At 51.1% G+C, this 14,539-nt stretch carries 18 protein-coding genes; 10 read left to right on the forward strand and 8 right to left on the reverse strand.

Features of this window, described 5'->3' with window-relative positions; genetic code table 11:
* On the forward strand, window positions 1-314 hold a 314-nt coding region (locus VFG09_08655; protein HET6515217.1), incomplete at its 5' end, for a hypothetical protein.
* Window positions 298-972 (forward strand): ABC transporter ATP-binding protein, encoded by a 675-nt coding sequence (locus VFG09_08660; protein ID HET6515218.1) that lies wholly within the window; start codon window positions 298-300, stop codon window positions 970-972. The genes VFG09_08655 and VFG09_08660, both read left to right, overlap by 17 nt.
* Window positions 973-1,036: 64 nt before the next feature.
* On the opposite strand, the gene VFG09_08665 is transcribed toward VFG09_08660, so the two are convergent.
* From VFG09_08665 to VFG09_08680, 4 genes are read right to left on the reverse strand one after another with little or no spacing between them, the layout of a single operon-like run.
* Entirely contained in the window at window positions 1,037-1,198 is a 162-nt protein-coding gene (locus tag VFG09_08665; GenBank protein ID HET6515219.1) for a hypothetical protein, read from the reverse strand.
* A gap of 1 nt (window position 1,199) precedes the next feature.
* On the reverse strand, window positions 1,200-2,027 hold the full coding sequence (locus VFG09_08670; protein HET6515220.1) for a YihY/virulence factor BrkB family protein: 828 nt from the start codon (window positions 2,025-2,027) through the stop codon (window positions 1,200-1,202).
* Complete coding sequence (der, locus tag VFG09_08675) at window positions 2,024-3,346, reverse strand: ribosome biogenesis GTPase Der (protein HET6515221.1); 1,323 nt, start codon at window positions 3,344-3,346, stop codon at window positions 2,024-2,026. The genes VFG09_08670 and der overlap by 4 nt, the downstream gene beginning before the upstream one ends.
* Window positions 3,347-3,362: 16 nt before the next feature.
* Window positions 3,363-3,842, reverse strand: coding sequence for a RidA family protein (locus tag VFG09_08680; protein ID HET6515222.1), 480 nt, complete (start codon window positions 3,840-3,842; stop codon window positions 3,363-3,365).
* 198 nt (window positions 3,843-4,040) lie between these two features.
* Here VFG09_08680 and rpmE point away from each other — a divergent pair, with 198 nt between their 5' ends.
* From rpmE to VFG09_08720, 8 genes are all read left to right on the forward strand, one after another.
* Entirely contained in the window at window positions 4,041-4,241 is a 201-nt protein-coding gene (gene rpmE, locus VFG09_08685) for a 50S ribosomal protein L31 (protein HET6515223.1), read from the forward strand.
* An 86-nt stretch (window positions 4,242-4,327) separates the two neighbouring features.
* Entirely contained in the window at window positions 4,328-5,299 is a 972-nt protein-coding gene (locus VFG09_08690) for a DUF1385 domain-containing protein (protein ID HET6515224.1), read from the forward strand.
* Entirely contained in the window at window positions 5,283-6,347 is a 1,065-nt protein-coding gene (gene prfA / locus VFG09_08695; GenBank protein ID HET6515225.1) for a peptide chain release factor 1, read from the forward strand. The genes VFG09_08690 and prfA overlap by 17 nt, the downstream gene beginning before the upstream one ends.
* Window positions 6,347-7,228, forward strand: a complete 882-nt coding sequence (prmC, locus tag VFG09_08700; protein HET6515226.1) for a peptide chain release factor N(5)-glutamine methyltransferase — start codon at window positions 6,347-6,349, stop codon at window positions 7,226-7,228. The genes prfA and prmC overlap by 1 nt, the downstream gene beginning before the upstream one ends.
* 119 nt (window positions 7,229-7,347) lie before the next feature.
* Entirely contained in the window at window positions 7,348-8,019 is a 672-nt protein-coding gene (gene atpB / locus VFG09_08705) for a F0F1 ATP synthase subunit A (protein HET6515227.1), read from the forward strand.
* 28 nt (window positions 8,020-8,047) lie between these two features.
* Entirely contained in the window at window positions 8,048-8,395 is a 348-nt protein-coding gene (atpE, locus tag VFG09_08710; protein HET6515228.1) for an ATP synthase F0 subunit C, read from the forward strand.
* A 471-nt stretch (window positions 8,396-8,866) separates the two neighbouring features.
* On the forward strand, window positions 8,867-9,274 hold the full coding sequence (locus VFG09_08715) for a hypothetical protein (GenBank protein ID HET6515229.1): 408 nt from the start codon (window positions 8,867-8,869) through the stop codon (window positions 9,272-9,274).
* A gap of 308 nt (window positions 9,275-9,582) precedes the next feature.
* Window positions 9,583-9,804 carry a type II toxin-antitoxin system HicB family antitoxin gene (locus VFG09_08720; protein HET6515230.1) on the forward strand — a complete coding sequence of 74 codons (222 nt, stop codon included), beginning with the start codon at window positions 9,583-9,585 and terminating at the stop codon, window positions 9,802-9,804.
* A gap of 283 nt (window positions 9,805-10,087) precedes the next feature.
* On the opposite strand, the gene VFG09_08725 is transcribed toward VFG09_08720, so the two are convergent.
* From VFG09_08725 to uvrC, 4 genes are read right to left on the reverse strand one after another with little or no spacing between them, the layout of a single operon-like run.
* A complete protein-coding gene (locus VFG09_08725) occupies window positions 10,088-11,041 on the reverse strand; it encodes a carbohydrate kinase family protein (GenBank protein ID HET6515231.1) in 954 nt (317 codons plus the stop codon).
* 46 nt (window positions 11,042-11,087) lie between these two features.
* Window positions 11,088-12,125, reverse strand: a complete 1,038-nt coding sequence (locus VFG09_08730; protein ID HET6515232.1) for a phosphotransferase — start codon at window positions 12,123-12,125, stop codon at window positions 11,088-11,090.
* A gap of 1 nt (window position 12,126) precedes the next feature.
* Window positions 12,127-12,672 (reverse strand): hypothetical protein, encoded by a 546-nt coding sequence (locus VFG09_08735; protein ID HET6515233.1) that lies wholly within the window; start codon window positions 12,670-12,672, stop codon window positions 12,127-12,129.
* Window positions 12,673-12,677: 5 nt separating this feature from the next.
* Entirely contained in the window at window positions 12,678-14,465 is a 1,788-nt protein-coding gene (gene uvrC / locus VFG09_08740) for an excinuclease ABC subunit UvrC (GenBank protein HET6515234.1), read from the reverse strand.
* Between the last annotated feature and the right edge of the window lie 74 nt (window positions 14,466-14,539).

Consider the following 14,539-nt stretch of genomic DNA (forward strand, 5'->3'; position numbering starts at 1 on the left):
GCGCAAAGGGTTTTATAATGGTGATCCTTTCTGGTAAACTTGAGAAAAATTCGGCAGGAGCAGAGATGTTTAAACTGATAAGCAGGCTCATCTGTCTCGTCGTCATCGCCGTTGTTGTCTTTCTCGTCCTGTCTTTCATGAGCGGCGGAGAAAAGTTCAGATGGTTCGGAAAAAAGATCCAGGACGAGAGCGAGAAGGTCGGCGAGAAGGCAGACCGGCTGAGACAGACGGGCGAAAGGGTCCTCAAAGGCGTCGAAAAGACAAGAGAGACGCTCGATCATTTCATGGGCAAAAAAAGTGAAAAATCTCCTTGAGGCTCGGGGTATAGAAAAATCTTTTCGTACTGACGCAGGGGAACTCAGGATATTGAAGGGTGTTGACCTCTTGCTTCAGGGGGGCGAGGTTGTCGGGATCGTCGGGGCATCTGGCGTCGGAAAGAGTACGTTTCTCCACATCCTCGGCGCCCTTGATGAACCGACGGCGGGAAAGATATTCTATGAGGGCAATGATATTTTTAGTCTGGATTCCTCCTCCCTCGCCTCATTCAGGAACAGGACGATCGGTTTCGTCTTTCAGTTTCATCACCTCCTGCCCGAGTTCACGGCGCTCGAAAACGTGATGATGCCGGGCCTCATAGCAGCTCAGGACTTCGATGAACTGCAATCCCGTGCCGAGCAGCTCCTCGCAGACCTTGGGCTCTCCGGAAGGAGAGATCACAGACCGGGCCAGCTTTCAGGAGGCGAGCAACAGAGGGTTGCTGTTGCGAGGGCGCTGATCCTGAATCCCAAGGTTGTGCTCGCTGACGAACCGACAGGAAACCTCGATACGGCGACAGGCGAGGAGTTGTTCCAGCTCCTCCTGAGGATACATGAAGAGAGGGGCACGACGTTCGTCATCGTGACCCATAACGAGTCCCTTTCGAAACGGTGCCACAGGATTGTTCAGATGGAGGATGGGAGGCTGAAGGGTTGAACCCGAGGCTAAGGTGAAGGTTGAGGCTGAGAACGCCAAATCTCAACATTATCTCAGCCCTAGCCTAATTCTTTTCCGTTATCGACGTAACCTGTTCAATGGGGATTACGATCCAGCCGGTCTCGCCCTCGAGATAGACCTCCACCTCATTCATCTCAACGAGTCTGCCGGTATAAACGATCTCATTTGCCGTCACATCAACAATCTTATTGATCAGATCATTCATCTCATCTCCCCTTTTTTGAGGTCCCGAGGTTGTGGACCAGTTCAGCTCCCACAAGGAATATGCACGATGAATAGAATACCCACAACAAGAATATCACAAATGCCGAGAGGGGGCCATAGATGGTGCCCAGTCTGACGACATTCATCACATAGAGTGTAAAGAGGTGCTTTGCCGCCTCAAGGAAAATGGCCGTGAAGAATGCCCCTGACACCGCGTGAAAAAGCTTCACCCTCTTCTTCGGTAAAAAGAGATAGAGGGTCATGGCATTGAGCTGTACCAGGAGCAGGGGGATGACAAAGCGAATGAAAAAGCCGGTCACCTCGCTTATCTGAAGTCTCGGAAAGAACTCCTTCAGGGTCTTGAGCATCGACATCAACGACGTGGCGCTGAAGGAGATCAGGAGGAAGGCTATGATCAGGGTGATGACGACTAAGGAGAGAATGAAGGATACGAAAAAGGACCTCCCCTCTTTTGTCTTAAAGGTTACGTGTATGGCCTTTTCGAGGGATGAAAACAGTTCATACGACAGAAACCCGTAGAGGAGCAGTGATAGTCTGCCGAGGCCCTTGTGGGTGATGATGTTGCCGAGTTCCGTCGTTATCTGAGAGGTGATCTTCGGAAAGAAGCTTACGAGCTTCGACAAGAAAAAATGATAGAACTCCCTGTTCTCGCCCAGGAAATATCCGAAGATCGTCACGAGCAAGAGACAGAACGGAACGATGGCCATCATGGTGAAGAAGGAGATCGAGCCGGCAAGCATCGGCCCGCCATCCCTGAAAAAATCGACAAAACTTCTGAAGATGAGCTGTATGATTCGTATGAGTATCACGCAGGATTCTTCTGCTTCACATAGACCCTGATCGGCGTCCCCCGAAAGGAGAAGCGCTCTCTGAGGCTTCTCTCGAGATAGCGAATGAAGGCATCCTTGAGACCCTCGGGCTTGTTTGCAAATACCACAAAGGCAGGGGGTCCTGTCCCCACCTGGGTGATATAGTTAAGCTTGATCGCTTTCCCTTTATAGAGCGGCAGGGGAGGGAGGTGATCGAGCGTCTTCTTCAGGAAAACATTCAGTTCAGCCGTAGGTATCCTCTTCTTCCGTTCCTCCATGACCTCGTCGATCAGGGGAAATACTTTCGTGACCCTCTTCCGTTCGAGTCCTGAAATGGTCAGCATCGGCGCATGAGTGAAGAACCAGAGCTTGCTCTTGAATTCGTTCTGATAGTGTTTAAAGACCGTCTCAGGGTCCTCAAGCAAATCCCATTTGTTCAGGAGAAAGACAGCACCCTTCCCGTATTTCTCGATAATGCCGGCTATGCGCTTGTCCTGTTCGACGATCCCCGACGAGGCATCGAGGACAACGAGGGCGACATCGCACCGCTCAATGCTCCGTATCGCCCTCACCATCGAGTAGCGCTCGAGGGAATAACCGATCTTGCCCTTTCGCCTGAGGCCTGCCGTGTCGATGAAGAGATACTTCTTACCGTAATAGGTGCAGACGGAATCGACGGAATCCCTTGTAGTCCCGGCCACCGGACTGACGATCATTCTTTTCTTGCCCGTCAGGGTATTCACGAGGGTGGACTTGCCTACGTTCGGTCTGCCCACAACAGCTACCTTGGGATAATCGATCGCCTCTTCCCCTGGCTGCCTTTCCGGAAGGAGCGTGACAAGGACATCCATGAATTCTCCGAACTCGTATCCGGTCTCTGCGGAAAGGGCGAAGAGTCTATCGACTCCAAGCCTGTAGAAATCATAAAGCCTGTCCTCCCTTGAAGGCGCATCGACCTTGTTCACGACCCACAAGACCTCTTTCCCTGAGGCCCTGAGGAGCTTCGAGAGTTCAATGTCGTTCGGGTTGAGTCCTTCCTTGCCGTCCATGAGATGGATGATGAGATCAGCCTCATCAATCGCAAAGAGCGCCTGTTCTTTGACCTCGAGGAAGATGTCTTCTGAGGGCTCAGGGTAGAAGCCCCCGGTATCGACGACGATAAAGGACTTCCCTTCCCACTCGGCGTCCAGGTAATTCCTGTCCCGAGTAACGCCGGGAATGTCCTCGACGATGGCGGCTTGAGACCCTACCATCCTGTTAAAGAGGGTTGACTTCCCGACATTCGGTCTGCCTACAATGACGACAAGGGGCTTTGCCATAGGATCTCGTGGAGGGTTAGATGATGGTGTTCTGTCCCATCATTTCGAAGATGAAGTCGATCTCGATGGGGGCATTCAGGGGAAGGACAGAGACGCCTACTGCGGCCCTCGCATGTCTGCCCTTGTCGCCAAAGATGACACGAAGTAGGTCCGATGCGGCATTCAGGACCTTGGGCTGCTCAAAGAAGTCTGGTCCCGATGCTACATAGCCCGTGACTTTTATGCACTGTACAATGGCATCAAGGCTTCCGGCGGTTGCCTTTATGACGCTCAGGGCGTTCACAACGGCCTGTCTTGCAGCTTCCTGGGCCTCTCCAAGGGATACCCCTTCTCCGACCCTTCCCGTATGCATTAGTGTTCCCTCCTTCAGGGGAAGCATCCCGCTGAGGAACAGGAGGTTGCCCGTCCTGACAGCCGGCACATAGGAACCCAGAGGGGGCGGGAGGCCCGGCAGTATGATGCCCAGTTCTCTTAATCTTTCTTCGGGTGAAGTCATGCTGATTTTGCAGGGCAAGCCTCTGGAGGCCTGCAAAAGCGCTATGCCCCTATTATATATCTCTCAGGGAGCACTGGCAAGGTGAAATTTCTTGGCGAAGATTCTGTCAATGCTGGCAATATTGCCAAAAAGATGCCTGATGCTTTAGAATAGATTAGATCTTTAGAATAGATTAAATTCTTGATAAGGAGGAGCGAGGTGAAAGAAGGAATTCATCCAAACTATAAAGAATCAAAGGTCGTATGTGCCTGTGGCGAGACCTTTATGACAAGATCGATAAACCCCGTCATCCATGTGGATATCTGTTCAAAGTGCCATCCCTTCTTTACGGGCAAACAGAAGCTTGTGGATGCCGAAGGAAGGGTACAGAAGTTCAAGAGAAAATACGCGAAGCAGTAGATAGGGTTATCCAAAAGCCGTTAGTCTGGCTTCTTGTGACTAACGGCTTTTTTTTGGGTAAGAATGAAAATTCTGAGAAAAGGAAGATGAACAACAGAGCACAGGCAAAAAGCGAGAGGGGAATCGATACATTCGAAATCCTTCTTCCCTGTGATCTCTCGGTGAATAACGTGAAGAATATAGGGGGACAGGCAGTAATAGAGGGCGTGATGATGAAGGCACCAAGCTGCTGGACGGTTGCGGTGAGGGACCAGAAGGGCGAGATACATCTGAAGAGGGAGACCACAAAGAAGCTGCCGGCCTTCCTGAAACTTCCTGTTGCGAGAGGGACAGTGGCCCTCTATCAGGCCCTCTCCATCGGCATCAAGGCCCTTGAGTTCTCGGCGAGCAAGGCTTACAGTGACGAGCATGAAAAGCCGATGAGCCCGCTCACGATGGGTTACACCATAGCCATTGCGGTACTTATCGGCATCGGCCTGTTCATATTCCTGCCGCTCTACGCAACGAAGCTTGTTGGCCAGGTACTCGATGTCGTGTCGAAGAGTTCCGTTGTCTTCAATGTCGTCGACGGAATTATCAGGGTCCTGATTTTTCTCTCTTATCTCTTTGCCGTTGGTTTATGGAAGGACATGAGAAGGATCTTTGAATATCATGGGGCAGAGCATAAGGTCATTCACGCTTATGAGGCAGGCAGGGAGCTTGATGTCGAGAATGTCAGATCCTTCAGTCCTCAGCACCCGAGGTGCGGCACGAGTTTCCTCCTCATCGTTATGGTCATAAGTATATTCATGTTTTCCTTCATACCGCAGGTGTGGCCTTTCTTGGAGAAGTTTCTCTCGAGACTTGTCCTGATCCCCATGATCGCAGGGATCTCGTACGAGCTTCTGCGGCTGTCGGCAAAGATAAAACATAATCCTGTTATGCATGCCCTTGTCCTGCCGGGGCTTATGCTGCAGCGACTCACTACGAGGGAACCCGATGACTCGCAGATAGAAGTCGCTATTGTGGCCGTAAAAGAGGTTTTGAAGCTCGAGGAAGAACATGTTAGAGAAGCTTAGCTCGATAGAGAAGAAATACGATGAACTGACCCAGCTCATGATGAGTCCTGACGTGCTCTCATCTCCTCAGCAGTACCAAAAATTATCGAAGGAGCAGGCAGAACTCCAGCCCCTTGTCGAAAAGATACAGGAGTACAAGAAACTGCTCTCTGATATTGAAGGCGCAGAAGAGATCCTGAGCGGCGGGGACGGAGACCTGCGCGAGCTTGCCCAGGCAGAGATCGAGGAGCTGAAGGAGAGGAGGCCGAAAATAGAGGATGACCTCTTGATCATGCTCCTACCGAAAGACCCGAGGGATGAGAGGAGCGTAATCCTCGAGATCCGGGCCGGCACCGGCGGCGAAGAGGCAGCGCTCTTTGGCGCCAATCTCTTCAGGATGTACGCAAAGTATGCTGAGGCCAGGAGATGGAAGGTCGACGTCATCGACTCGAATCCGACGGGTCTCGGGGGGTTGAAGGAGATCATAGCATCTATCGAAGGCAAAGGCGCTTATAGCAGACTCAAGTACGAAAGCGGTGTGCACCGGGTCCAGAGAGTTCCCGTAACCGAGGCCTCAGGCAGGATTCATACCTCTGCCGCCACTGTTGCTGTCCTCCCTGAGGCCGAGGACGTAGACATCAGGGTGGAGGAGAAAGACCTGCGGATAGACACGTTCTGTGCGTCCGGTCCGGGCGGGCAGGGTGTCAACACAACGTATTCAGCTGTAAGGATTGTCCATATCCCGACGGGCATGATCGTCCAGTGCCAGGACGAACGTTCGCAGATAAAGAACAAGGACAAGGCGATGAGGGTCCTTCGTTCAAGGCTCTATGAGCTTGAGATCGAGAGGCAGGAAAGAGAACGAGCCCTTGAGCGGAAAAGCCAGGTTGGGACTGGAGACAGGAGCGAGAGGATACGGACGTACAACTTTCCCCAAAACAGGGTCACCGACCACCGGATAGGGCTGACACTCCACAGGCTTGAGCAGGTGCTTGAAGGCAGCCTCGATGAGATCATTGATGCATTGACCGCACATTACCAGACGGAAAGACTGAAGGAGCTGAAGTAGTGAGGTCTGTTGAGGGCTTGAGGAGAGTTGCAACGGCCCTGAGCGGATATGGCATTGAGGACGCCCATAAAGAGGCTGAACTCATCCTTTCTGCCTGTTTGGGAATAGAGAGGGTCTCCCTTTATCGTGACAACCCCTGTCTCTCCGTGGTGCAGCAGGAAGAACTGAAAAGTATCCTTGAACGGAGGCAGAGAAGGGAGCCCGTCCAGTATGTCATCGGTCACGTCGATTTCTGCGGACTCAGGATCGAAGTGGGCCGGGGAGTTCTTATCCCCCGCCCTGAGACAGAACTGATTGTTGAGGAGGTGCTGAAGGCAGTAAAGCATAAAACGGCTGACGTAAACTATGGAGAAGGGTTATCACGCACCACACATCGCACGTCACCGACTATCCTCGACCTTTGCACCGGAAGCGGCTGCCTAGCCCTTGCCCTTGCAAAACATCTTCCCGAATCTGAGATCTTTGCCACGGACATCTCTCAGAGTGCACTGGATTACGCGAAAAGAAATGCGCGGATAAACGGCATCCGCAATATCACCTTTCTCAAAGGCGATCTTTTTAAGGCGGTAAAGGGGATGACCTTCGATGTCATCGTCTCAAACCCTCCCTATGTCAGACGTCCTGATATAGGGATCCTCCGTGAGGAGATCAGAGAATGGGAGCCCCCGGAGGCCCTTGACGGCGGCGAAGACGGTCTGATTTTTTACCGGAAGATCATTTCGCGCTCACGATGGTATCTGAAGAATGACGGCTTTGTCGTCATGGAACTGGGACAGGGGGAATCAGAAGAGGTGGTCAGGATAGCCAAAGAGTCAGGTTTTTCCTCGGCTTTCTTAACAAAGGATTATGCGGGCATTGAGCGGGTGCTTTCCCTGGCATGATTGAAGCCGCCTGACGTCAACTCTTTAATTTTAAAAGCTTTCCGTGATCTTTCCTGAACGACCTTGACTTTTGGAATCTTCTTCATTAAGATATCCTGAATTCGCTCTGGAGGAGTTGCATGAAGGAAGAAGCCTTATTGATGGACATCATAGTCAACCCCCACCTAGTACCGCACTATGTTTCCTATGCCCTTCTTGTGTCCATAATTCTCATCGGTCTTTCCCTGGCGATCAGGGGTTCTCTCTCCCTTGTCCCTCGCGGGATCCAGAATTTTCTCGAAATCCTCGTCGAAGCTCTTCTTAAACTATCAGAGGAAAACATCGGCCACAAGTGGGGGAAGTATTTCTTTCCGCTTATCGCTACCCTCGGTCTTTACATCCTCGTCTGTAATTTCATGGGGCTCATCCCTGGTTTCACAGCCCCCACAAGCAATATCAACATGACCGCATCCATGGCCGTGCCCGTTTTTCTTGCTACGCACTACTATGGAATTAAGGTGCATGGAGTGAAGTACATCAAACACTTCCTCGGGCCGATTGTATGGCTGGCGCCGATGATGTTTGTCATCGAGTTTATCGGGCATCTCGTCAGACCCGTCACCCTCTCTGTGCGACTTTTTGGAAACATGATAGCGAAGCATATGATACTCTTTGCCCTTGCACTTCTGGCACCTTTAGTTGTTCCCGTCGCTATCCTCGGCCTGGGGGTTCTCGTTAGCCTCATACAGGCTTTTGTCTTCGTGCTCCTCACTTCCCTCTATTTGGCGGGGGCAGTCGAAGAGGCACATTAAAGAAAATTCTGAGAAAGGAGGAATTACGATGAAACGATTCGTAACAGTAATGATTCTCGCTCTTGCTCTGGTCTGGCTTTTAGCCCCTATTGCCTTTGCTGAAGAGGCGGCAGCAGCCCCAACCGGCTCCAAGATATATTATTATGCCTTTGCTGCGCTTGGCTGTGGTCTTGCGATCGGACTCGCCGCGCTCGGCACAGGCATCGGTCAGGGTATCGGTCTCAGCAAGGCATGCGAAGGGGTTGCAAGGAATCCTGGCGTCTCCGGGAAGATCACGACAACCCTCATCATCGGTCTGGCGATGATCGAGTCCCTTGCCATCTATGCCCTTGTCGTGGTGCTTATCATCCTTTTCATGAATCCTTTCAAACTTTAATTCTTCATAAGGGGGGCAGCAATCCTGCCCCCTCTCATCGACTCTACTAAACCGTTATTTGTAAAGCCACATCGAGCGCGCAATTCTGTCATTGCGGCTTGTCCGCAATCTTTCTTCCTAGAGGGATTCACGCCACTGAGGTGCAGAAAGTAGCATGAGGATGGCCATATCCGTCATACCCGCGAAGGCGGGTGTCCAAGTTCTCTTAAGAAGAACAGATTCCCGACTACTACCTCGGGAATGACGGAGTATAAGTATTTTCGAGACGAAGGCGGCGGTAAGACGTTCCCCATGACTTCCTTAGTAGTCCGTATACCCCGAAGTCGCAGATGTCTTGCTAAGGATACTCCTCCACACCGTGACGCCTTTTCTACGCGATTTACAAGGAATCTGTCTTGACACGACGCGTGACCTTCACTATAATTCCTTTGCCTGGAAGAAAGATAACAAGTGATGTTAACCAGGTAATCAATGATTTACAAGTATTGCAGGATCGACGGTTTTGATATCCTCATCAATTCCCGTTTACGGCTCAGCAGAATTGCTGGTTTGAATGATCCGTTTGAATTAGCGTTCGGCATAGATGAGGATGGCGCATATCTGAATATCCAAAATGAGTACCGGGAAGATCCATATCTAATGCAGACGTGGATCTCCGTCCTGGATGAACGCGGCATTTCCTATGATCAGGCATCACCTGCGGATATTTTGGACAAATTTACCGAGTTCCAAATAAGCGATTTCCGAAGTCTCCCTAACATCCTGAGGGAAAGGTGGAACCAGAGCATGGGAATAGCATGCATGTCGGAGGCTGTGGATGTAATTCAGATGTGGGCGCACTACACCGACAATCACAAGGGCATTGTCGTGGGCTTATAAGAAAGTGAATTCGTGAGGGATAGGGAAGCCGTTATTACAGTATGCTATCGAGACAAAATGGTGCTGCTGCCGGTTACTGGACATCCTGCAAGACTGGACGAATATGCGGCGAAGTGCTTTCGTGAAGTATTGGGCCGAAAAGAAACTAATTGGGGCTATGAGAAGGAAATACGGCTATATGGAAGTCTGCAAGAGCAGGAAAAAGATGGACATTACTACATTGAAGTGCCAAGGTCAGCCATTAAGGAAGTCTATCTGGGGTTGCGATCAGACGACTTGAAGGTATAATATAGCCGAAAGGAGGAGACATGACACAAAAATTAACGGCAATCATAGAAAAAGAAAATGATGGGTACGTTTCTCTGTGTCCTGAGCTTGATATCGCAAGCCAAGGCAATACCATCGAGGCGGCACGTGATAACCTCAAGGAAGCACTTGAGTTATTTTTTGAGACCGCATCTCGCGAAGAGATAAAGGAGCGTCTTCATGGAGAAATCTTTGTGACGCAGGTCGAGGTTGCTGTCGGGTAAACTGCGCATACTCTCTGGAAAAGAAGTATGCGAGATTCTTGCTCGATACGGCTTCTCTGAGGTTAGAAGAAGGGGAAGCCACATAATTATGCAAAAGAAACTTTCCAGCGGCACAATCACTGTCCCCGTCCCAAACCATAATGAAATCAGAATCGGAACCCTGCAATCCATCATTCGTCAGTCCGGAGTTCCCCACTCAGAATTTGAATCGTAAGTAAAAGCGGATAAACTCAGGGTTAAGGCAATCTCGATACAGACTGAGAATTGATTGTTCCTATGATTGTTAGAAGGCGTCCTCCTGGAAAAAGGCCTTGAACCGCTCATTGAACGATTCCTTGGTGAAATGAAAGTTCTGTGTGCCGTACACCTCGACGGAATATGCGGCGCAGAGGGAACCCATCCTTGCCGCATGGGTAATGTCGCTGTCCGGCAACAGAAGCCCCTTGATGAGTCCTGCCCGGTAGGCATCGCCCGCGCCGGTGGGGTCGCAGACCTTCTCGGGTTTGACTGCTGGGATCTCGATCACCCTCTTGCCGCCGTTCTCTGCCACTGTTATTGTCGAGCCATATTCACCCTTTGTTGTGACGAGAGCCCCCGTCTTTTCCAGGATATCATCGATAGTCAGTGCGGTCTTTTTCAGGGTCATCTCGATTTCATAGTCATTACAGATGAATATCCTTGAACCGTCAATCATTTCGGTCAACTGGTCTGCTGCCCACCCGGGCAGCGACTGACCGGGGTCAAAGATATAATCAATGCTCTTCTTCTTGTACGCTCTCGAGAAGGTAAGCATATCGTCGAGGTTGCCGGGAGAAATAATCGCAAGGGCGTTGTCGGGATCAAGGGGATCGAAATCGAAGCGTGCAGGGAATTTCATGGCGCCGGGATTAAAGGCGGTGATCTGATTGTCCGATTGATCGGTCGTTATATACGCTCCTGCCGTAAGTTCGTCGGGAATGATTCTAACGTAGTCTGTGGGGATACCCTGCTTTGAGAACCACTCTCCATAGGACTTGAAATCACGTCCTGCGGAAGCGATCACCGTCGGACTTTCACCGAGAAGGGAAAGGGCATAGGCGATATTGCCTGCGGTCCCCCCAAAATTCTCTCTCATCCCGTTGATCGAAAAACAGACGTTGAGGATATGGATCTTGTCAGGGAATATATGGTCAGAGAATTTTCCCGGGAAATCCATAATCCTGTCATACGCAAGGGAACCGGAAACAAGGATGTTCATATCTCCTCCTTATGAATCTTTTTACCCATGAAGCGGGACATTTATTCTACAACAGATAGTCAGGAGCCTCTTCAGGTTCGAACCTCTCAGAGGCAAGGACATTGTTCACAAACCTGAAGATCTTTGCCCGCTGCCCGTCAGTAAGTTCGGGATAGAAACGTGGATTCGCTACAACCGCACCTCTGAAGGCATAAAAGGGCCCGAGGACATTCAACAGCTCATCATCGCCGGTGAGTTCTCTGTACCGTTTGAAGAAGAGTTTCAGGGCTTCAAGATAGGCCCCCTCCAGAGTACTGCGATGCCTCACCGAGGAAAAGATGTAGTTTATGGTGAGTGCTGTGACATCGTCGGCAGCGTCACCCCAGGGGCCCCGGCTCCTGTCGAGGAGAACCAACTCCTTCCCCTGGAACCATATGTTGCCGGGATGAAAATCACCATGGACCTGGCAGAGTCTCTTATGGAGAGGTTTCAGCCTCGCCCGCCAGTCGATGCACCGCTTCTCAATCTCTGCCATCTCTTCGTACCGCAAAACACCGTCAGGATAGGAATCGAAAACGCCCATGAGACATTCGCCGTGACCGATAATGTCACGGATCTTCCTCCGGTACAGCGTGCACGAGTCTCTCTTCACGGCATGAATCCGGCTGAGATATGCCGCCAAAAGAGCTATCTTCTCTCTGTCTCCCTCCGTAAGATTATCTCTCCCTTTCATCTCCTTGAGGTCACAAAAGTAACTGACACCCTCAACCTTCTCCATGAGGAGAAAATACTCTCTGCCGCCGCCGATCGATCTGAGAGAGCCATCTTCCTTAAGAGAGAGGACATCGATCGGCTTCACATGTCTGGGAAGGTTTCCATATTCATCCAAGGCGAGAAGAAAGACCGAGGCCCTGTCGGAGGGGTAGTCATGGCCGAGGCCCTCTGAGGAGATACCTTTCAGGACACAGATCCGCCTCTCCTTCCCGTTCTCAATCTCGAGGAGAGAGCCGGTCCCGTGGACCCCTGCACCGAGTTTCCTGAATTCTACGAGACGCGTCCCAGGGCCAAGGGCCTCTCTAAAGTAAGCTTCGAGGGCCTCGCGCATCTTATTCGAGGGTTTTGAGTTCGCTTTCGATACGTGTCTTGCGCTGGGTAAGCTCGTCCTTTCTCTGCTGGATTGTGGAGAGTTCCTGCTGGAGCGGCTCCAATTCCCTTTCGAATTGTTTCAACTGCCACCATCGAGGCCGCTTCTGCACCTTCTCGTCTATCGATGACCTCACTCGTGCCTCATCATCCTCCGCAGCCTTCAACTCGGCGTTGATGGATTCGAGTTCGGCCCTTAAGGAATCCGCCCTCGCATCTCTTGTCTCGGGCTGCACAGGAGCAGCCGGTGCCTCCGCCGGTCTCTCTTCGACCGACGGAGCCTTGGATCGGAAGTCCTTCTCAGGGACATCTGCTTCTTCAATCCTCAGGACGTCTCTTTCGGGCAGGGTGACCATGCCTCCGCCAAAATAAACAACGATATCCTTGTTCTCTTTCTCGTAGGATTTGACACCCGTTATCACGGACCCGTTCTTGAGATAGATCTTGTACGCCGCTTCAGAAGAAAGGGGAAACAAAAGGACTACGACTAAGAGCAGTATCTGGACCATATCACTCAGAGCCTCCTCAATCCACGCAAAAGGGTTTCGGCAATCTTTCTGTTGAACCCTTTGATTCTTGCAATCTCCTCAATAGTAGCATTTCTTATGCTCTCTATACTATCAAAATATCGCAAGAGTTCAAGCCTCCTCTTCTTTCCGATCCCCTTGACCCTTTCGAGAGGCGACTCGCTCATCCTCTTGTCTCTCAGTTTCCTATGGTAGGTTATCGCAAACCTGTGCACTTCGTCGCGGATCTTTTTCAGAACAAGCGATGGTTGACTTCTATCCTCAAGATCGATCACCTCTGATGAGACTGTTATTGCCCTGTCAGGATCTTTGGCCACTGCAACAAGCATCGGCGGGTTCCCGTCGCCCCCTGTGATTTTCCTTGTTTCAACGACGCGTTGCGCTATGTCGAGCTGCCCCCTCCCTCCGTCGATCACGATGAGATCAGGGACGTTTTCGCCGAGGTTGCTCAGGACCCTCGTCACGAGCTCATCCATCATGGCATAGTCATCGATGCCGGAAACTCCCTTTATCTTCAATCTTCTGTAAAGGTCTTTTACAAAGTCTCCCCCTGACCAGCAAATAAAGGCGCCGACCGATTCGCTCCCGGAAATCGTTGAAACGTCAAAGGCACCGATACCTTGGGGCTGACGGGGAAGATGGAGCCGCTCCTTGATCTCTCCGAGAAGTTCATTCCATCCAGAGACCTTTCTGCTTCTGAGCACCTGGGCGGCGTTTTCATCGGCCATCTTCAGGAGCTCAAGCTTCTTGCCCCTTTTCGGCACGCCGATCTCGACTCTCCCACCTTTCATGTTCCGTAACCATGCCGTGAGATTCTTCAGGTCATCCGGCCTGCTTCCGGCGACAATCTCTCCAGGAGGGATGATCTCCTTCATATAGAACATCTCGATGAAGCCGTGGAGAATTTCCCCGATCGGCAAATTTCCCCCATCCGTTATATAAAAGTCCCTTGTGCCGACGAGAATGCCCTTTCTCACAAAAAAGACGTCAAAGAGAGCATCAGTCCCGTCGGAATAAAAACCTATGACATCGATATCTCCGAGCTCGGGCGCTACGACCCTCTGTGATTCCCATACATGCCGTATATTGTTGATTCGGTCCCTTATCCTCGCCGCCTCCTCGTACTTGAGTTCGGCAGAGAGCATCGCCATCTTCTCTTCAAGATCCCTGAGGAGTTCCTTCCTTTCACCGCTGAGGAAAAGGCTTACCTCATTGACTATTTTCATATACTCGTCTCTTGTTATCTTGCCTGAACAGGGGGCGATGCACCTGCCCATCTGGTATTGGATGCAGGGTCGCATCGGTTTATCGAGGCTGTATCTGCATATCCTGATCGGGAAGTTCCTCCTGATAAAGGAGAGTGCATCCCACATGGTCTGGCTGGGCACGTAGGGGCCGAAATAGCGGGAACCGTCCTTTGCTATTCTCCGTATGACCTCCAACCGGGGCCATTCCTCTCCCATCGTGAGTTTCAGGTAGGGGTAGTTCTTATCGTCCCTGAGGATCACATTGAACCGCGGCTTATACTGTTTTATAAGATTGGCTTCCAGTACAAGGGCCTCGAGCTCGTTTTCGGTAACAATGTAGGAGAAGTCCTTTATGAGCGTGACCATGTGGGCCTTCCTCTGATCGAGGCCCTCGGGTCTCTGAAAATAGGTCTTCAGACGGTTTCTCAGGTTCTTCGCCTTGCCTACATAGATGACCTTTTCTTTCTGTCCCTTGAAAAGGTAGACGCCCGGATTTTTCGGGGTATGTGAGAGCTTTTCTTCCAGCATGTATGTCTTACTAGAGTTTCGTATTGTGTTTGAAAAAGAGGGTAAAACCACAGAGGCATAGAGACACAGAGCGC

This window comes from Thermodesulfovibrionales bacterium (genome assembly GCA_035686305.1).
In the GTDB taxonomy this organism is placed as follows: Bacteria; Nitrospirota; Thermodesulfovibrionia; order Thermodesulfovibrionales; family UBA9159; genus DASRZP01.